Raw genomic sequence first — 18,153 nt, 5'->3', positions numbered from 1 at the left:
TCTACGGCTCGCGTCTTCGGCTAACGCCGAAGGTGCTGCGCACTGCCCCTACAGGCACCTTCGCTCGGCCTCCTGAAGTCGCGATCTGCGGCGCCTGAACTTGCGTGCATGAAGATCAAGATCAAGAGCGAATCGGTACTCGCTTTGCCAGCGGGCTTGTCCCGCGATGGCATCAGCCTGCCTCTGCCAGAATCAGATTTCGAAGATACGCCAGCGCAGGCGCCGCCCGTAACTTCGCGACTTCAGGAGGCCGAGCGTAGGTGTCTGGAGGGGGCTGGTGCGCAGCACCCTTCGGCACAAGCCGAAGTCGCGAGCCGTAGACTTGGCGCAGCAAGTCGTAGGCCGCGATGCCCCTGGAAGACGCCGTAGCGAGGGGACCCGAAGCGCAGCGTAGGGCCGTATGCAGGAGCGAGCGGTTTTGGTTCCTTTTGCCAAGACAAAAGGGACCCGCCGTAAGGGCGGAAGGGGCCAGCAGCGGCGCTGCATTGAATGGATAAGCTCGCAGCCTCAACATCCCAACCCAAGGACCATACTTCCCGGGATGCCGTGAAGAACCATTTTTTTTAAGGCCTGTCCGTTCGTTCGGGTGCAAATGCGTGAACCACCATCGCAGATCTGAATGTCGGACAGCAAGAAACGCTCGATCAACTTTTGAATCGGCAGCTATCGGATGTCGAGGTGCACGCGGTGCGGCCTTGATCCTTGGCCGAATACAGCGCCCGCTGCCTTCGACCGGCCGCTTCAGCTATGCTGCTCGCCGATCCCGAATTAGCGAGCTAGCGATGCGTCGATTGCCTTCACTGACCGCCCTGCGCACTTTCGAGTGCGCCGCCCGCCATGGCCACTTCGGGCGCGCCGCCGCCGAGCTGTGCGTGACGGACAGTGCGGTGAGTCATCAGATTCGCCAGCTGGAGGAGCAACTGGGTGTCGAATTGTTCGTCCGCGAAGGCCGCCAGGTGCGCCTGAGCTGTGAAGCAGGGCGCCTGTTGCAGCACCTGCAGCAAGCCTTCGAACTGATCGGCAAGGCCTGTGATGAACTGCGCGACCCGGCTTCCCAAGCAGTGCTGCGCCTGGCAGTAACGGCGGAGCTGGCACAGAAGTGGCTGGTGGCGCGGCTGGCCGACTTCAGCAGCCGCTATCCGCACATCACTTTGCACTTGCACGAGCAGCCCATCGACGCCGGGGCGCCAGCAAGCGACATCGATATCGCCATCACCTACGGCACCAGCCCGCTGGATGCCAGCACCCATTTCGTCCGGCCCTTGCCGTTGCTGCAGTTCTTCCCGGTATGCAGCCCCGGACTGTTCAACCTCGGCGGGCTCAAGCGCCCTCGCGACCTGGTGCGTCACTGCCTGCTGCATGACGATCAAGACGGCAAGACCTGGACCGCCTGGCTCGCCACCCATGCCGAAGACGCGCAACCCGGCCGCCAGCTGTACTTTCCTCATGCGGCCCTGGCGCTGGAGGCGGCGGCGCTGGGGCAGGGCGTGGCCATGGGCGATAACCTGACCTGTCAGGCGGACCTGGTCAGTGGCCGCCTGGTTCGGCCGTTCGCCGCCAGTGTCGCGGCCATGGGCCAATATGCACTGGTGTGCGAACGCTTGCGCCTGGAGCGTGGCGCGGTGGCCGACTTCATAGAATGGTTCACCACTCAGATCAGCGAACCCTGAATTGAATTCATCAATCGCTGAGTTTTCATCGTTGGAAGCCTGAGGCCGGGCGGCGTAGCGTGCAGCTATCCCCACCCAACGCAGAGGTTGTCCATGGCTCGTTCGCTCACCACCACTCCCAAGGCTGATGGTTTCCGCTTGCCCGGCGAATTCGAGAACAAGGCCGGTTGCTGGCTGGGCTGGCCGGAGCGCCCGGATGTCTGGCGCAACGGCGCCAAGCCTGCGCAGAAAGTCTGGGTCGAGATCGTCAGTGCCATTGCCTCGAGCGAGCCGGTTACCGTCTGCGCCTCGGCTGCCCAGTACGCCAACGCCCGGCGCCTGCTGCCGGCCCATGTACGGGTGGTGGAAATGACTTGCAACGACACCTGGTTCCGCGACAGTGGCGCCTGCTTTGTGGTCAACGATGTCAGCGGCGAAGTCCGCGGTGTCGACTTCGAATTCAACGCTTACGGTGGGCTCGACGGTGGCCTGTACTACCCCTGGGACAAGGACGACCAGATTGCGCAGAAGATCCTCGAAATCGAGAACTTCGACCGCTACCGTGCGCCGCTGATTGCCGAGCTGGGCGGTATCCAGAGTGACGGCCAGGGCAGCCTGCTGACCACTGAACAGTGCCTGCTCAATCGCAACCGTAATGCTCATCTGGGCAAGGATGAAGTCACCCGTCGCCTTGAGGATTACCTCGGTGCCGAGCAGGTGATCTGGTTGCCGCGCGGCTGCAAGTTCGACGAAACCGATGGTCATGTCGACGACCTGGCCTGCTTTGTCCGTCCCGGTGAGGTGGTGTTGCAATGGACCGACAACCGCGACGACCCGCAGTGGGAGATCTATCAAGAGGCTTACGACATCCTGCGCAGTACCCGCGACAGCCGCGGTCGCGAACTCAAGGTGCACAAGCTACCGCAGCCGGATGTGCTGGAGTGGGCCGCCGAAGAAGCAGCAGGTCTGGACCAGATCGACGGCACCCACCTGCGTCAGGCCGGGACGAAAATCTGCGCGTCGTACATCAACTACTACGCAGGCAACTCGGCCATCGTCCTGCCGCTGTTCGGCGACCGCAACGACACCGTCGCCCAGGCCACCTTGGCTGAACTGTTCCCCGGCCATCGCATCATCGGTATCGAGAACTCCCGGGAGATCCTGCTGGGTGGTGGCAACGTCGCCTGCATCACCATGCCTCAATATGCCGGAGGAAAAACCTCATGAGTCTGCGCGCCTGTGGCCTGGCCCTGGCGCTGGCGTGCGGTATGACGCAGGCGCTGGCCGCCAACGAGCAACCGACAGTGAACCTGTATATCTGGGGCGAGTACCTGGCCCCGGATACCCTGGCCAACTTCGAGAAGAGCAGCGGCATCCGCGTGATCGCCGACCATTTCGACTCACTGGAAACCGTGGAGACCAAACTGTTGACTGGCCGCAGTGGCTACGATCTGGTGCTTACCGCCGGCCAGCACCTGTCGCGGGCGATCAGTAGCGGTGCGCTGCAGCCGCTGGACAAGGCTAGGTTGCCGCACCTGGCCGGGATCGGCACAGAGTTTCGCCAGCACATGGCGGTGTTCGATCCGGACAACCGTTATGCCGGCACCTATGCCTGGGGCACCACGGGTGTCGGTTACCAGCAACAGGCCGTCGACGCCCGGTTGCCCTCGGCCCCGACCGATAGCTGGGCGATGCTGTTCGATCCTGAGGTGGTGTCGAAGTTTGCCAGTTGCGGGGTGAGCCTGCTCAACGACCCCAACGAGGTGTTCGCTGCGGCCATGCGCTACCTGGGCCTGGACATCAACCACCAGCGCGTCGAAGACCTGCGCCAGGCTGAGTCCTTGTTGCAAAAGGTGCGTCCGTACATTCGCTACTTCGACAACGACCGCAACATCAACGACCTGGCTAATGGTGAAACTTGCCTGGCAATGTCGTGGAACGGCAACGTTGCCATCGCCCGCAATCAGGCGCAGCAGGCCGGGAAAGCGGTTGACCTTGCTTTCAGCATTCCTCGAGAAGGTACGTTGATCTGGCTTGATGCGCTGGTGATTCCCAAGGATGCGCCGCACCCTGAGGCAGCCTTGGCGCTGATGGACTACTTGATGCGCCCGGAGGTGATCGCACCGATCACCAACAACATCCAGTACGCCAACGCCATCACTGCAGCCGACGCACTGGTGGACCCGGCGATTCGCAATGATGTTGGAACCTACCCGCCTGCCGCCGTACGGACGCGGTTGTACAGCAAGAATGACAACAGCAAGGCCTTCAACCGTGAGCTGACCCGCGCCTTCAGTCGGCTCAAATCCGGTACCTGAGGTCAGACAAGATGCGTGGGTGCGCCACATTGTTGCGCCTGCGCGTCGCGTCGATTGTGGGGGCTTGTGGCCTGAGGTATGAGTACCGCAACTGCCGCCACTCAAGAGCGGCAGAATACAAGGAAAGCCACCCAATGCCCCATTTCAAGAATGCGATCTCCCTGGCGCTACTGTTGTTGGCTGCGCCGCTGGTCAATGCACAGTCCTCAAGTGCCGAACCTGCCGCTGTATCCTCCAATCTCTTGGTGGATGCGGTGGCCTGGCGCCAGACTGCGGCTGAATTCCGTGCCCTTTACTATCAAGGTTTCAATGTCGCCAAGGCGCGCCTGGACCAGGCGTTGGCCAATCAGAAACCGGGGGACAAGAAACCGGCGATCATCAGTGATATCGACGACACCATCCTCAGCAGTAATACCTACTGGGGTTTTCTGATCGCTCAGGGCAAGGAGTTCTTTGATGATGCGGACTGGGATCGTTGGGTGGCTGACAACGGTCCGACGCTGACCCCGGGCGCCCTCGAGTTTCTTGACTATGCCAAGTCGCGGGGCGTAGAAATCTTTTATGTCTCCAGTCGTGATCAGGGCGACAAGACCTACGAGTACGCCCTGAGCAACTTGCGCAAGCACAAGGTGCCGTACGCTGACGAGGCCCATGTGACCATCTTGCGCGAGAGCTCGAACAAGGAACCTGCGCAGCACAAGATCGCCGAGCAGTACAGCGTGCTGCTGATGCTGGGCGACAACCTCAACGACTTCGAGCGCAGTTTCTATGTCGACAACGTGAGCAAGCGCGGACAATTGGTAGACGACAGCCGCGGCAAGTTCGGGAGCCAGTACATCATCTTCCCTAACCCCACTGACGGTCATTGGCTCAAGGCCATTTTCGGCGACTCAGAACCTGCAGACACACCGGCCAACCGGGCCAAGTTTCGCCAGGCAGCGGAGCAGGGCGGTTGGAAACCGGCCAGTTGAGCGCAAAATAACCCCGCCAGCCCTGAGGACGGCGGGATGTTTCGCTGCTTCGTTAGGCGTGGTGGATTTCAAATTGCAGGCTGACCGGTGCAGCCTGCAGCTCGCCTCGGCGGACCATACGCCGCTCGGCGGGCGCCGCAGCCACTGCGGCAGCAGCATTGGGCGCCTTGATCACAATGAAGGTCGCTTCATTGCCCACCTTCAGTCCATAGTCGTGTTTCTCCATCACGGCCGCACCCGCCGAGGTGGCCATGGCCAAGGCAACATTCAAGTCCTCATCGCTGTAGAAGCCTGAGCGGTAACCAATCAACATGGCGCGCTGGAGCATGTCGGCGTTGCCGTAGGGCCACCAGGCATCACGAATATTGTCGTTACCCGCGAACACATTCACCCCGGCGGCACGCAGGCGCAGGATTGGCGGGAAGGCATGATCGCCGGGGGCATTGGTCAGGATCGACACCCTGGCGTGGGCAAGGGTTACCGCAATCCGTTCGAGCACGTCCTCAGGCACCTGGCCCAGGGCATAGGCATGACTGACACTCACGCGCCCCTGCAGTCCTGCGGCGCAGGTACGGGCAGCGATCCGTTGCAGTTGCTCGATGCCTTGCAAGCCCGGCTCGTGCAGGTGGATGTCGACTTTTACTCCGTGACGTTCGGCGATCCCGAACACCACATCCAGCTGACCCTCGGCATCGCCATCGAGGGTGGTCGGGTCGATGCCGCCGATCACCTCGGCACCGTCGCGGATGGCGGCTTCCAGCACATCGGCAGTGCCTGGACAGGACATCACCCCGGCTTGGGGGAAGGCCACCAGCTCAATGTCGACGACGCCGCGCCATTTCTCTCGCGCTTGCATTACCGCGTGCAGATTGGTCAAGCCGGTCGTGGCGTCGACATCGACATGGCTGCGCATGGCCACCGTGCCGAACGACACGGCCTGACTGATCAGCGCATCGGCACGTTCGACGATCGAGGGCGCCAGGGCCAGTTCACGCTTTTCCACGGCCAGGCGCTCACGCAGGCTGCCAACCGCCTGGTGCGGATGCCAGCGGTCGCCGACAAAACTCTTGTCCAGGTGAATATGGCCGTCGACGAAACCCGGCAGCAGCAATTGCCCGCCCAGGTCGATGCGCTCCACGCCTTCGATGGCACCCACATCGGCACCCAGGCGAGCGATACGGCCATCGGCGACGGCCAGGGACAGCGGGCTGCCGTCGGCAGCGACGGCATTGACGAACACACGATCAATCATTTCACGACCTCTTGGGGGAGGCTGCGTACCCTATAAAAGTGGCAGAGTATCGGCCAATTAAATATCGGGTTCGATAGCAGTGGATTGGTGAATGCCCATGATTCAGCCGCCGATCAGGTGCTTGAGCGGGTGGTAGTCGGCCTTGAGGTTGTGAGTGGCCTTGAGGATGGCCTCCTCGATGCCGCTCAGGTGGGTGCATACCAATTCGATGGCGGCCGACTGATCGCCGGCCTCGAGGAACTCGATCAGGCGCAGGTGTTCGTTGCCGCGGCAGGCCTCATGGCGTTCGTCATCGAGGGTCGAGGCGTACAGCGAGCCGCGTTCGATCAGCTTGCGGAACCAGTCGAGCAGCACCGGGTTGTCCAGCACTTCGGCGAGCCGCAGGTGAAACTCACCCAGCAGGTTGACGTAGCGGGCGTGGTCACCGGCATCGGCCGCGGCTTCTTCTTCGGCCACATGCAGGCGCAGGGGGTGCAGCAGGCTTTTGTCAGCGCGGCGGCAGAGCTCGGTGACGATGCCGATCTCGATCAGGCGGCGGGTTTCGAACACTGAACGGATGTCTTCATCGCTGGGCAGCGAGACCCAGGCGCCTTTGTTCAGCTCGGTGGATACCAGGCCGTCGCCTTCCAGCTGCTTGAGCGCGGCGCGTACTGACGTACGGCTGACCTTGAACAGTTCCGCAAGCGAGGACTCGCCCAGTTTCATGCCGGGACGCAGGGTGCGTTTTCTGATTGCCTCGTGGACCCCCAGGTAGACGCGCTCTACGGTCGATGCGGGGAGTTTTTCCGTCATTGCCAGCTCCGTGATTCTCTGATTGCGTCAGCATGCCGGAAATGCGCGGTAACCAAAAGTTTCAGAGTGAAAATGCTTGGTTGTATCCCCAGACTGGAGGGAGCGGGCTTGCCCCGTGATGTTTTCAATATGTACACATATTTATATTAGTTGTGTGTACACAGGTAGCGGCTTGGTGGACACATGTCACCGCCTTCCGTTACCTGAGTTCTCATCTTTGTCACCCAGCGCGCTGACCATCTGGTCAGGTTAAGCGGTTCTCCTGTGTGTCTGAGTAAAAATTTAACTTAATAAAAATCAAATGGTTATAACAATTTCGCAAACATCGTCGCCATCTACTTGCCACCCATTTGGCACACATATTGTTCCTCGAAAATCGTAAGACAAAAATTGCATACAATATTTGTATGCGGCGGCGTCCAGGCGCCGACAGCGGTCCCAACTCTTCAAGTCCAACAATAATTTGCTGCGGCACCACAGGCGCTGCAGCAGGAGCCCGGGGAACATGCAATTGGATACTTCCAAACCTCTGGATACCGCGTACCTGTCACCCGACCCTGCCGTTGCTGCGCAGCTGTCGGGGCACGGCAGCTTGAGCCCGAAACTGCACAATGCCGACCTCGCCCCGACCAAAGCCGCAGGCCGGCGCTGGGGCGGTTACAGCATCTTCGCCTTGTGGACCAACGATGTGCACAACATCGCCAACTACTCCTTTGCCATGGGCCTGTTCGCCCTCGGCCTGTCCGGCTGGCAGATACTCGCAGCGCTGGCGGTAGGGGCGGCGCTGGTGTACTTCTTCATGAACCTGTCCGGTTATATGGGGCAGAAAACCGGGGTGCCGTTCCCGGTGATCAGTCGCATGAGTTTCGGTATCTACGGTGCGCAGCTGCCAGCGATCATTCGTGCGGTGATCGCCATCGCCTGGTTCGGCATCCAGACCTACCTGGCCTCGGTGGTGCTCAGGGTGTTGCTGGTGGCGATCTGGCCACAGCTGGCGAGCTTCGACCATAACGCCATCCTCGGGCTTTCAAGCCTGGGCTGGGCCAGTTTCGTCGCCATCTGGTTCGTGCAGTTGGTGATCCTGACCTTCGGCATGGAGATGGTGCGCAAGTACGAATCCTTTGCCGGCCCGGTGATCCTCTCGACCGTGCTGGTGCTGGCGGTGTGGATGTACCTGCGGGTGGATGGCAACCTGGCCTGGTCGGTGGGTGAGCCGTTGACCGGGGTGAAGATGTGGACGCAGATCTTCGCGGGCGGTGCCCTGTGGCTGGCCATTTATGGCACGCTGATTCTCAACTTCTGCGACTTCGCGCGGTCTTCACCGTGCCGCAAGACCATCCGCCTCGGTAACTTCTGGGGCCTGCCGGTGAACATCCTGGTGTTCGCGGTGATCAGCTTCGTGTTGTCCGGGGCGCAGTTCAGCATCGATGGCACGATCATCGACAGCCCGACCCAGATCATCGCCGCCATTCCCGACAAGACCTTCCTGGTGCTCGGTTGCCTGGCGTTCCTGATCGTCACCGTGGCGGTGAACATCATGGCCAACTTTGTCGCCCCGGCCTTCGTGCTCTCAAGCCTGGCCCCCAGCCGCTTGAACTTCCGCCGCGCCGGCCTGATCAGTGCCACCCTGGCGGTGCTGATCCTGCCCTGGAACCTCTACAACAGCCCGCTGGTGATCGTCTACTTCCTCTCCGGCCTGGGCGCGCTGCTGGGCCCGCTGTACGGGATCATCATGGTCGACTACTGGCTGATCCGCAAAGCCCAGGTGCACGTCCCTGACCTCTACAGCGAAGCGGCCACCGGCACCTATCACTACACCCGCGGGATCAACTACAAGGCCATCGCCGCCCTGGTGCCTTCGGCCATTGCCGCTGTCCTGCTGGCCCTGGTACCGGCATTCAGCGATCTGACGCCGTTCTCCTGGTTGTTCGGCGCGGCCATTGCCGGTGGCATGTACTACCTGATTTCCGATCGCAAAAAACATTACGTGGACTGTTCCGGCGAGCACTTTGCCGTCGACAGCGCCCAGCACTGAGCGTCACGCACAAGGAACCGATCGATGAGAATACTGGTAGTCAACGTCAACACCACCGTGTCGATCACCGAGGCCATTGCCCGTCAGGCGCGCAGCGTGGCGTCGCCGGGTACCGAAATCGTCGGCCTGACCCCGCGCTTTGGTGCCGAGTCGGTGGAGGGTAACTTCGAGAGTTACCTGGCAGCCATTGCGGTCATGGAGCGGGTGCTCAGCTACGACCAGCCCTATGATGCAGTGATCCAGGCCGGCTACGGTGAACATGGCCGTGAAGGCTTGCAGGAACTGCTCAATGTGCCGGTGGTGGACATCACCGAAGCGGCCGCCAGCGTTGCCATGTTGCTCGGGCACCGCTACTCGGTGGTCACCACCCTGGATCGCACCGTACCGCTGATCGAGGATCGCCTCAAGCTGGCCGGGTTGGACAGTCGCTGTGCCTCGGTACGGGCCAGTGGTCTGGCGGTGCTGGAGCTGGAAGAAGATCCCGAGCGGGCGATCGAAGCCGTGGTGGGGCAGGCGGAGGAGGCGGTGCGTATCGACAAGGCCGAGGTGATCTGCCTCGGCTGTGGCGGCATGGTCGGGCTTGATGAGCGCATTCAGGCGCGTACCGGCGTGCCGGTGGTTGATGGCGTGACGGCGGCGGTGGCGTTGGCTGAGTCGCTGGTACGCTTGAAGTTGAGCACCTCCAAGGTACGTACCTATGCGCCGCCGCGGCCCAAGCAGATTCTTGGCTGGCCGCGGGCCTTGCTGGGCTGATCGTCTACGACTACACCAATACCCCTCGCAAAAGGGGTATTGGCGCTCACGTCAGCGACGTAGTTTTGCGCAGTGATCTTGTTCCGGTTGCGCCGCTGTGTACCACACATAGTCGGCACTTTCGGCGGTCACGGTCTTGCCCACCTCGGCCAGGATCAATACCTGATTACCTTCGCCCGCACCCAGATCGTTCAAGTGCAGCGGCACCCCCAGATCCTTGCGCACATGGAAGGCCCCGGCCAGCAACACCGCAGGCGTTGGTGCGGCCAGCAGGCGCTCGGCCATGCGCCGGTCGCGCTGTTGTTGCACGGCGAGCATTGCCGGCATCTGTGCTTCGGGTAACAAGCCGCAATGGGACTCGCGAATATCATCAAGCAGCGTGGCTTGCACCTGTGGGCGGGTGGACGCTGCGCCTTCAAGCGCTGGACGCTGTTTGTAGATCTGCATGATCTGCGCCCGGTTCAGGTTGGCCGACAGCAACGGATAAGGTTGGCGCAGGGCGTAGGTGACCAGCGCCCCATATACACTCCAGTCCCAGTTGGCCTGCCAGGCGAGCGCCTGGAACGGGTCGCTCGGCGGTTGCCCGGCACGGGCCGCAGCCTGCGCTGCATCGACCTTGCCCTGCTGGTCGGGGTTAAGCATTTCCATCAACAGGCTGCCTTGTGCACGTTGGCTGGCCAATTCGCGCAGCAGCCACAGTTGCAGGGCGTGGTGATCAGGGTTGTCGTGTTGTTCACCGACCAGTACCCGTGGCGCGGTGGCCAGATGTTCAATCAGTTCTTGTGGGCTCAGGGTGCGGTCAGTGGCCAGTTCGCGGATCACCCCACGCTCAGCGTGATCGCGTCCTTGTGGCGCGATGGGGGCCGGTGGTGGCAACACGTCTCGGGTTTGGCAGGCTGCCAACAGGCTGACCAGGCAGAGCAACAGAAGGCGCATCGGGATTCCTTGCTAAATAATTACCCCTCGACCACAGCAGGATGAGGGGGCGGTTTCAGCGCGCGATGATCAACGGGTGGCCGCGTTCCGGGTGCTGGTGAATGAGCACTTGCAGACCGTATACCGCCGCCAGCGCATCGGCGGTCAATACCTCTGCCGGTGGGCCATAGGCGTGGGGCAGGCCGTCTTGCAACAACAGCAGATGATCGCAATAGCGCGCGGCCAGATTGAGGTCGTGAAGGATCACCATCACCGCCGCGCCGCGTTCGGCGAAGTCGTGCACCGCTTGCAAAATAGTGTGTTGGTGCAGCGGGTCGAGCATTGATGTCGGTTCGTCGAGCAGTAGCGTCTGCCCCTCGGCGCCGGGCCAGAGCTGGGCCAGTACTCGGGCCAGGTGCACGCGTTGCCGCTCACCGCCGGACAGGGCCAGATAGCTGCGTTCGGCCAGATGCAGGGCGTCAGCGGCGGCGAGTGCTTCGGTAACGATTTCGCCATCACGTATGCGGCCACTGGCATGTGGCAGGCGCCCCATGCCGACCACTTCATTGACCGAAAAAGCGAAGTTCAAGCTTGAGCTCTGCGGCAGTACTGCCAGGCGCTTGGCGCGCTCCTGACCTGGCCAGTCGGCAAGCTTGCGCTGATCAAGACTGACATTGCCCTCGGTAATCGGTAACTCGCCGCACAAAGCTGCCAGCAGGGTGCTCTTGCCAGCGCCGTTAGGTCCGAGAACGCCGAGCACTTGCCCAGGGGGCAACTGAATGTCGATATTGGCCAGTACGGTGCGCTGGCCGCGACGTACCAGCAGGTTGTCTGCTGCAAGCATCAGGTGCGCCCCCGTACCAGCAAAAAGAGGAAGAACGGCGCACCAATCAACGCCGTGACGATGCCGATCGGCAATTCGGCGGGTGCCAACAGCAGGCGTGCGATCAGGTCGGCCAACAGCAACAGGCCTGCGCCAGCCAGCAATGAAGCGGGCAGCAATACCCGATGATCCGGGCCGACCAGCAGACGCATCAGGTGCGGTACCACCAGGCCGATGAAACCGATCAACCCCGCCGCCGCGACAGCGGCACCGACCCCCAGGGCCGTACACAACACCAGTTCCAGCTTGATCCGCTCGACATCGAAGCCCAGGTGACGAGCCTCCGATTCACCCAGCAGCAGTGCGTTGAGTGCGGCGGCGCGGCGCGGCAACCACAAGGCTACCCCCACGGCCACAATCAACAACGGCCACAAGCGTTGGTAACTGGCGCCGTTGAGACTGCCCAGGTTCCAGAAGGTCAGGGTCCGCAGGGTTGCGTCATCGGCGAGGTAGGTGAACAGACCGACCCCGGCGCCGGCCATGGCGGTCATCGCCACACCTGCCAGCAACATGGTGGCGACGTTGGTTTGGCCATTGCTGCGACCGAATCGATAGACGATGGCCGTAACGATCAGGCCCCCGGCGAAGGCGCACACCGACAGTACATACGGCTCGATGGCCGCTGGCAGTCCGCCAACCAGGCTACCGCCGACGATGGCGATGGCCGCCCCCAGCGCTGCGCCGCCCGATACACCAACCAGGCCCGGATCGGCCAAGGGGTTGCGGAACAACCCCTGCATGGCTACCCCGGACAACGCCAGGACTGCACCGACAGCAATACCGAGCAAGGTGCGCGGCATGCGGATCTGGCCGAGGATCAGATCCGCCTGGTGCGTGGCATCGCCCTCCAGCGGCAGGCCGATCAGACGTAATCCGGCCTTCAGTGTTTCGCCCAAGGGCAAGCTGACCGGCCCAAGGGCCAGGGACAGCCAAACCACCAACACCAGCACCAGTCCCAGGGCGAGCAGCATCGGCCGCGGTCGGACAATTGCCGTCATTGGCCAGCCTCGGCGCTCAGTACTTTGGCATCCGGGTAGAAGGCCGCTGTCAGTGTCGCCAGCGCTTGTGGCAGCCGAGGCCCGAGACCGCCGATCAACAGGGTCGGATCAATTACCAGCACCCGGCCGTCACGACCGGCTCGGGTTTGCGCCAGGACCGGGTTCTGCTCGAGCAGCGCGGCACGTGCCGCATCGCCTTGCAGACGGCTTCCGGCGAGGAGGATCACCTGGGGATCGAGGGCCAGCATGGCTTCGCTGGACACCGGTTTGTAGCCGATGTGCCCGCCCAGGCTCTGTCCGCCGGCTTGCTCGATCATCCACGCCGCCAGGGTGTCCTTGCCGGCCACCTGCAGGTTGCCCCCGGAATGGCTGAGCAGCATCAGTACCCGAGGTGCCGGGTATTGCTGCTGGGCCTGTTTGACTGCTGCGGCTTGCTGCTGCAGGCGTTGCTGATAGTCGCTCAGCAGAGACTGCGCCTGAGCCTGCTTGCCCAGCAGTTGACCCAACGTCGTCAGGTTGTGCTGCAAGGCAGGCACATCGGCCTTGGCCGACAGTAGTTCGATACGCACGCCTGCGGCCTTGAGTTGCGCCAGCACCGGTGGTGGTCCCATTTCATCGCTGCCCACCAGGATGTCCGGGCGCAGGGCCAGAATGCCCTCGGCCGCCAGCTGACGCTGGTAGCCGATGCCAGGCAGGCGGTGCAACGAACGCGGATACTGGCTGGTGCTGTCGACACCGACCAGCTTGCCTTCGCCGCCCAAGGCAACGACCCATTCGCTGAAGGCACCGCCAGCGCTTACCCAGCGCTGGGGCAAGGCGTCGCTGGCGCTGGCCAGCTGGCTGAACAGCACGCCAGCGCAGGCCAGGAGGATTTTTTTACGCATCAGGGTGTTTCCTCAGGCGGTCATCAGGGGGGCGGATTCTGCCAGAGTACGCCAGTCGTCACGCTCTGGCACACCTGGCTTGCGCACACCAAACAGCTGGATGACCAGTTCACCGTCGGCATCGAAGCCCTCGTAGCTGGTGACGATGCCATCGACGCTCGGCTTGCGCACACGCCACAGTTCGGTCACGCCAGTGGTCTTCAGGTGCAGGTTGAACGCAGGGTCGAGGACGTTGAACCAAGTGTCCATCCAGCGTAGGTTGCTGACCGGGCCCGAGTGAATCTGGATGCAGTGTTTGTTGCCCACGAACACCATGATCGGGACTTCGCGCTGACTGGCTTGTTCGATGAGGTTGGTCAGCTCGACCGTGGCCAGCGGCTCGGCCCATTGATGACCGGCCAGGCGCAAGGCCTGAGTGCGCGCCACGTCATTGCGCTTGAGCAGGGCGAAAAAGTCGTGGGTGTCTTGAAGTTGCGACCACTCGCTGCGCAGCGTTTCGGCGTCCACTTCGGCGTCCGCGCGCGGGGCCTTGGCGGCAGGCAAAGGCTGCAGGTCGAGCTCGGCGCTCTGTTGCTCTGCACTGAAACGCTCCAGCAACGGTGCCCAGGCGGACTCTTCGCTGCTAGCGGTGAGGAACACCTTGTGCACGGCGGTGCCTTGGCGGTCGAATACCTGGATGCTGCGCTGTGGTCCGCGCGCGGTGTTTTCGTTGACGGCGAAGACACTGGCCCAGCCGCTGAGGAACAGGCGCAGGTCGATGTCTGGCGACAACACCATGCCCATCTGGCCGCTGCCGATGATGGTCACTTCGTGATAAACCCCTTTGCGCTCATGGACGCAGTGCTCGTTGCGGGTCAGCGCCATGATGTAGCCCAGCTCCCCGAGCGCAGGCAACAACGTCTTCCATTCCGGACGCAGGCGCACGGTGTCGACACCCAGGCGGCTGGCGGTCAGTTCAGCCTCGCTGACGCCGAGTTTGCTGGCGGCATCGCGTGCACGCAGACCCGATTGTTCAGTGCGCAGTTGTTGCCACTGTTGGTACAGCTCAGGTCCGGCAGTCAGGGCGCGAGTTGGGGCGGTCATGGTGAACTCCTTCAGGGTCATCGGCTCGCCGTAAGGGCGAATTCTATTGGTATTTCCACGCGGCTGGGTACGGCCCGGCCGTTGACAATTTCGGGACGAAAGCGCCACTGGGTCACGGCTTCGAGTGCCGCCTGATCGAGGCTTTGCACGCCCGAAGAGCGTACCAGGATGAGCTTGAGCTGGTTGCCGCGCTCATCCAGGCACACCTCGACGCGGACGATCCCTTGCTGGTTGCGGCGGCGGGCCAGCGACGGGTAGCGCGGTGGCGGGGGAGGGCTAACGAAGCTGGGACGCAGGCTGAGCACCGGAGATGCTGGTGGCGCAGCTGGGACTGGCGCGCGGGTGAAGGCGTTGGTTTCCGGTGCCGGCTGGCTTGCGCTTGGCTGCGCGGCTACAGACGCAACGGCAGCCTGGCTAGGGAGCGGCTCGGCGCGTGGCGGCGGTGCTGACTCGACCCTCGCAGGCTGTGCTTTGGCTGGCAGCGGTTTGGCTGCTGTGGGCGCATGCTGCGCTGCTATTGGCGTTCTTGCCGCCGGGGGAGCGACGGCTTGACGCTGCGCCGGTTGCGCGAGAGCCGGCCGTGGTGGCAAGGGCTCAGCGGCTGCAGCAAGGCCGACCAGTTGAATAGCCATCGGTGCTTGCCACGTCATTGGCTCGGGCTCTGCCCGTAGCGTGTGCAGCAGCCAGCCTGCGCTCACATGCAGCGCAACCGACAACACCAAGTAGCCCCAAGTGTGCTTCATGCAGGCCTAGCTTTCATCTAGTGATAATGCGCATGGTAATAATTTGCATTTGTAAGTCAAGCTGGTTATCGTCGCCGCCGCTGCCAATGGAGCGTTTTTCAGTGACCAACTCTTCACAGAAAGGGGCCAATTGCCGAGCGCATAACAAAATCAAACCTATCCCCGTCAGCCCCGACGGTTAAGGCAGGAGCGTCCGAAGGCCGGCCTGCAAGTACCGCGGCCTGACCATCAGGAGTCAAGTTAGATGTCGATCCGCCCGCCATTTCCCCAGCGTCCCTGGCTTGCCTTGCTGCTGATTTCGCCATCGCTGGCCCTGGCTGCCGAGCCCGTTACCCAGTTCGATACCGTCAGCGTGACTGCTACGCGCACCGAGCAAACCTTGCTGCAGGTGCCCAGCACGGTCTCGGTACACAACGAAGGTGAAATCGATCAGCACAACGACAAGAACCTCAAGGACCTGGTGCGCTACGAGCCGGGCGTTTCGGTCAGCGGCACCGGCAATCGCTTCGGGCTGTCGGGTGCCAACATCCGTGGTATCGACGGCAACCGCGTGCTGACCCAGGTCGATGGCGTACGGGTTGCGCAAAGCAACTTCTTCAGCCCGTTCCAGGACGTGCGCAGCAACTACGTTGACCTCGACACCATCAAGCAGGTGGAAATCATCCGCGGCCCGGCGTCTTCGCTATACGGCAGCGACGCCATTGGTGGTGCGGTCAGCTTCCTGACCAAGGATGCCGGCGACTACCTCGAAGAGGGCGACGATACCTATGCCCGTTTCAAGACCGGCTATGACGGCAGCGATGACAGCTGGCAGCGTAGCGCTACTTTCGCCGGGCGCACTGGCACGGTTGACGGCTTGCTGCACCTGGGCCGTCGTGACGGTCAGTCCACCGACACCTGGGGCGGCAGCGGTGGGGGCGGCAGCTCGCGTGAAGAAGCCAACCCGCTCGACTACACCACCGAGAGCCTGCTGGCGAAACTGGGCTGGGACTATGCCGACGGCGACCGCCTGCAGTTCACTTACGAGCGCTATCAGGACGAGGCCAACAGCAACCTGCTGAGCGACATCACTTCACGGGCGACCCTCACCAACCCGGCCATCCTCGGTTCGCAATCGAAGGACAGCATTGACCGTGACCGCTACAGCCTTGAGCACACCCTGAGCCTGGACAGCCTGCTGGCCGACCGGTTGAAGTGGCAGCTCAACTACCAGGAAAGCAGTAACAAGCAGAAAACCCTGCAACAGCGCCAGACCGTTTCGAGGGTCAATCGCGTGCGTACACGAGACTCGCAATATGATGAGCGCCTGTGGAGCCTGAACACCCAGGCGGACAAGCAGTTCGCTGTCGGCGACACCCGTCATCACATGATCTACGGTGCCGAGCTCAAACGCATCGAGGCCAGCAACCTGCGCAAGGGCAAGGAGATTCGCCTGGACACCGGCGCTACCGTGCCGGCCAGCGAGAACTTCCCGGTCAGCGATTTCCCGGACCCGACCAGCGAGTCACTGGGCCTGTTCGTTCAGGACAGCATCGAGATCGGCCGCTGGACCCTGCTGCCGGGCTTGCGTTACGACTATTACCGTCAGACCCCGCATGTGACCGACGAATTCCTCAACGGGCTGCCGGCTGAAACCGATCCGTCACGCATCACCGACGATCACATCTCGCCAAAATTCGCCGTCACCTATCAGCTGACCGAGCATGAGAGCGTCTACGGGCAATACGCTGCCGGCTTCCGTGCGCCGAGCCCGGTGAACATGTACGGTGAGTTCAGTAACCCGCAGTTCGGTTACCAGCAGATTGGCAACCCGGACCTCAAACCAGAGACCAGCGACAGCTACGAATTCGGCTTGCGTGGTCGCTATGACCTGGGCAGCTTCGGTGTCGCGTTGTTCTACAACAAGTACAAGGATTTCATTGCCACCGACACCGTGCCTGATCCCAATGGCACCGGTTTGTTGACCTTCCAGTCACGCAACCTGGGCAAGGTCACCATCCGCGGCGCCGAAGCCAAAGGTGATATCAAGCTCGATGCCTTCATGCCCGCAGGTACCCGTGCCCTGGGTTCGATTGCCTATGCCCGTGGCAAGGATGAAGAGACAGGGCAGGCGCTCAATAGTGTCGATCCGCTCAAGGCAGTCATTGGCCTGGGTTACGATGCCCCGAGTGGTATCTATGGCGGGCAGTTGACCTGGGCCCTGGTGCAAGCCAAGGACCGCGTCGACCACACTGGCGATGCAGACTTGCTGATCGACCGTCAGTTCGAAACCCCAGGCTACGGCGTACTCGACCTCAACGCCTGGTGGCAGGTGACCGAGCAAGTGTCGATCAATGGCGGCTTGTTCAACGTCACTGACAAGAAGTACTGGAACTGGGGCGACGTCCAGGGCCGCGATGAAGAGGCCGCGGGCCTGGGCCGTTTGACCCAGCCAGGGCGCTATGCGGCAGTCAACGTGATCTGGGAAATCTGATAACGATCAATCGTCATCGTCGTCATCATCCCGGTCGCGACGGCGGTCGTTGTCGTAATAACGATAATGGTCATCGTCGCGATAGCGTTTGTTGTACTTGCGGTGGTCGCGGTCATCGCGGTCGTCGTCCCAATCGCGGGAGTAGCGATGATCGCGATCCCAGCGATGATCGTCGCGGTCGTAATCATGGTAGTAGCAGCCGGCGGTGGCCAGTAGCGTGGTGATCACGGCGAATCGGGTCAGATGTTTCAGCACTGTGGTTCCTTGATCCGCACAGCGGTTGGGAGGGTACAGGTTCAGACCATCAGTTCGGTTTTTTGTTTCCGAATGGTCGATGGCGGCAGTGAAATTCACAGGCAAAAAAAGGCTCACACGGGGTGAGCCAAAACGACGTTCTGAAGGGA

Annotated in this window: 16 protein-coding genes; 7 read left to right on the top strand and 9 right to left on the bottom strand. The window is 62.1% G+C overall.

The genetic code is table 11. The features are described 5' to 3' along the window. The first annotated feature begins 782 nt into the window (after window positions 1-782). From ACRESH_RS15710 to ACRESH_RS15695, 4 genes are all read left to right on the top strand, one after another. The gene (locus ACRESH_RS15710; protein ID WP_431742869.1) at window positions 783-1,670 is read left to right on the top strand and encodes a LysR substrate-binding domain-containing protein; all 888 of its coding nucleotides are present in this window, start codon (window positions 783-785) and stop codon (window positions 1,668-1,670) included. 93 nt (window positions 1,671-1,763) lie between these two features. Further along, complete coding sequence (gene aguA, locus ACRESH_RS15705; protein ID WP_431742868.1) at window positions 1,764-2,876, top strand: agmatine deiminase; 1,113 nt, start codon at window positions 1,764-1,766, stop codon at window positions 2,874-2,876. Between the two features lie 41 nt (window positions 2,877-2,917). Continuing rightward, complete coding sequence (locus ACRESH_RS15700; protein ID WP_431742874.1) at window positions 2,918-3,967, top strand: extracellular solute-binding protein; 1,050 nt, start codon at window positions 2,918-2,920, stop codon at window positions 3,965-3,967. A gap of 134 nt (window positions 3,968-4,101) precedes the next feature. Next, a complete protein-coding gene (locus ACRESH_RS15695) occupies window positions 4,102-4,938 on the top strand; it encodes a 5'-nucleotidase, lipoprotein e(P4) family (RefSeq protein WP_431742867.1) in 837 nt (278 codons plus the stop codon). Window positions 4,939-4,990: 52 nt separating this feature from the next. Here ACRESH_RS15695 and ACRESH_RS15690 read toward each other — a convergent pair whose 3' ends face one another. Both ACRESH_RS15690 and ACRESH_RS15685 read right to left on the bottom strand, forming a co-directional pair. After that, window positions 4,991-6,190, bottom strand: a complete 1,200-nt coding sequence (locus ACRESH_RS15690; RefSeq protein WP_431742866.1) for an amidohydrolase family protein — start codon at window positions 6,188-6,190, stop codon at window positions 4,991-4,993. Between the two features lie 102 nt (window positions 6,191-6,292). Continuing rightward, window positions 6,293-6,982 carry a GntR family transcriptional regulator gene (locus ACRESH_RS15685; protein WP_431742865.1) on the bottom strand — a complete coding sequence of 230 codons (690 nt, stop codon included), beginning with the start codon at window positions 6,980-6,982 and terminating at the stop codon, window positions 6,293-6,295. A 505-nt stretch (window positions 6,983-7,487) separates the two neighbouring features. Here ACRESH_RS15685 and ACRESH_RS15680 point away from each other — a divergent pair. Together ACRESH_RS15680 and ACRESH_RS15675 are read left to right on the top strand one after the other, a co-directional pair. Next, window positions 7,488-9,017, top strand: coding sequence for an NCS1 family nucleobase:cation symporter-1 (locus ACRESH_RS15680; RefSeq protein WP_431742864.1), 1,530 nt, complete (start codon window positions 7,488-7,490; stop codon window positions 9,015-9,017). A gap of 24 nt (window positions 9,018-9,041) precedes the next feature. Next, window positions 9,042-9,770, top strand: coding sequence for an aspartate/glutamate racemase family protein (locus tag ACRESH_RS15675; RefSeq protein WP_422421891.1), 729 nt, complete (start codon window positions 9,042-9,044; stop codon window positions 9,768-9,770). A 51-nt stretch (window positions 9,771-9,821) separates the two neighbouring features. Here the strand turns inward: ACRESH_RS15675 and ACRESH_RS15670 are convergent, their stop codons facing one another. From ACRESH_RS15670 to ACRESH_RS15645, 6 genes are read right to left on the bottom strand one after another with little or no spacing between them, the layout of a single operon-like run. Further along, window positions 9,822-10,706 (bottom strand): ChaN family lipoprotein, encoded by an 885-nt coding sequence (locus ACRESH_RS15670; protein ID WP_431742863.1) that lies wholly within the window; start codon window positions 10,704-10,706, stop codon window positions 9,822-9,824. Between the two features lie 55 nt (window positions 10,707-10,761). Beyond that, entirely contained in the window at window positions 10,762-11,529 is a 768-nt protein-coding gene (locus tag ACRESH_RS15665; RefSeq protein ID WP_431742862.1) for a heme ABC transporter ATP-binding protein, read from the bottom strand. Then, window positions 11,529-12,512 carry a FecCD family ABC transporter permease gene (locus tag ACRESH_RS15660; RefSeq protein ID WP_431742873.1) on the bottom strand — a complete coding sequence of 328 codons (984 nt, stop codon included), beginning with the start codon at window positions 12,510-12,512 and terminating at the stop codon, window positions 11,529-11,531. Before ACRESH_RS15660 ends, ACRESH_RS15665 begins: the two co-directional genes overlap by 1 nt. A 50-nt stretch (window positions 12,513-12,562) precedes the next feature. Next, window positions 12,563-13,450 (bottom strand): heme/hemin ABC transporter substrate-binding protein, encoded by an 888-nt coding sequence (locus ACRESH_RS15655; RefSeq protein ID WP_431742861.1) that lies wholly within the window; start codon window positions 13,448-13,450, stop codon window positions 12,563-12,565. 12 nt (window positions 13,451-13,462) lie between these two features. Beyond that, a complete protein-coding gene (locus tag ACRESH_RS15650; protein WP_431742860.1) occupies window positions 13,463-14,533 on the bottom strand; it encodes a hemin-degrading factor in 1,071 nt (356 codons plus the stop codon). A 17-nt stretch (window positions 14,534-14,550) separates the two neighbouring features. Then, the gene (locus ACRESH_RS15645) at window positions 14,551-14,838 is read right to left on the bottom strand and encodes an energy transducer TonB (protein ID WP_431742859.1); all 288 of its coding nucleotides are present in this window, start codon (window positions 14,836-14,838) and stop codon (window positions 14,551-14,553) included. Between the two features lie 682 nt (window positions 14,839-15,520). Here ACRESH_RS15645 and ACRESH_RS15640 point away from each other — a divergent pair. Then, complete coding sequence (locus ACRESH_RS15640; protein WP_431742858.1) at window positions 15,521-17,749, top strand: TonB-dependent hemoglobin/transferrin/lactoferrin family receptor; 2,229 nt, start codon at window positions 15,521-15,523, stop codon at window positions 17,747-17,749. Window positions 17,750-17,755: 6 nt separating this feature from the next. On the opposite strand, the gene ACRESH_RS15635 is transcribed toward ACRESH_RS15640, so the two are convergent. Further along, complete coding sequence (locus tag ACRESH_RS15635; RefSeq protein ID WP_431742857.1) at window positions 17,756-18,004, bottom strand: hypothetical protein; 249 nt, start codon at window positions 18,002-18,004, stop codon at window positions 17,756-17,758. Window positions 18,005-18,153: the final 149 nt, after the last annotated feature.

Origin of the sequence: Pseudomonas sp. (genome assembly GCF_050739775.1) — a bacterium.
Classification (GTDB): Bacteria; Pseudomonadota; Gammaproteobacteria; order Pseudomonadales; family Pseudomonadaceae; genus Aquipseudomonas.
This window is presented reverse-complemented; position numbering and strand designations above follow the sequence as displayed.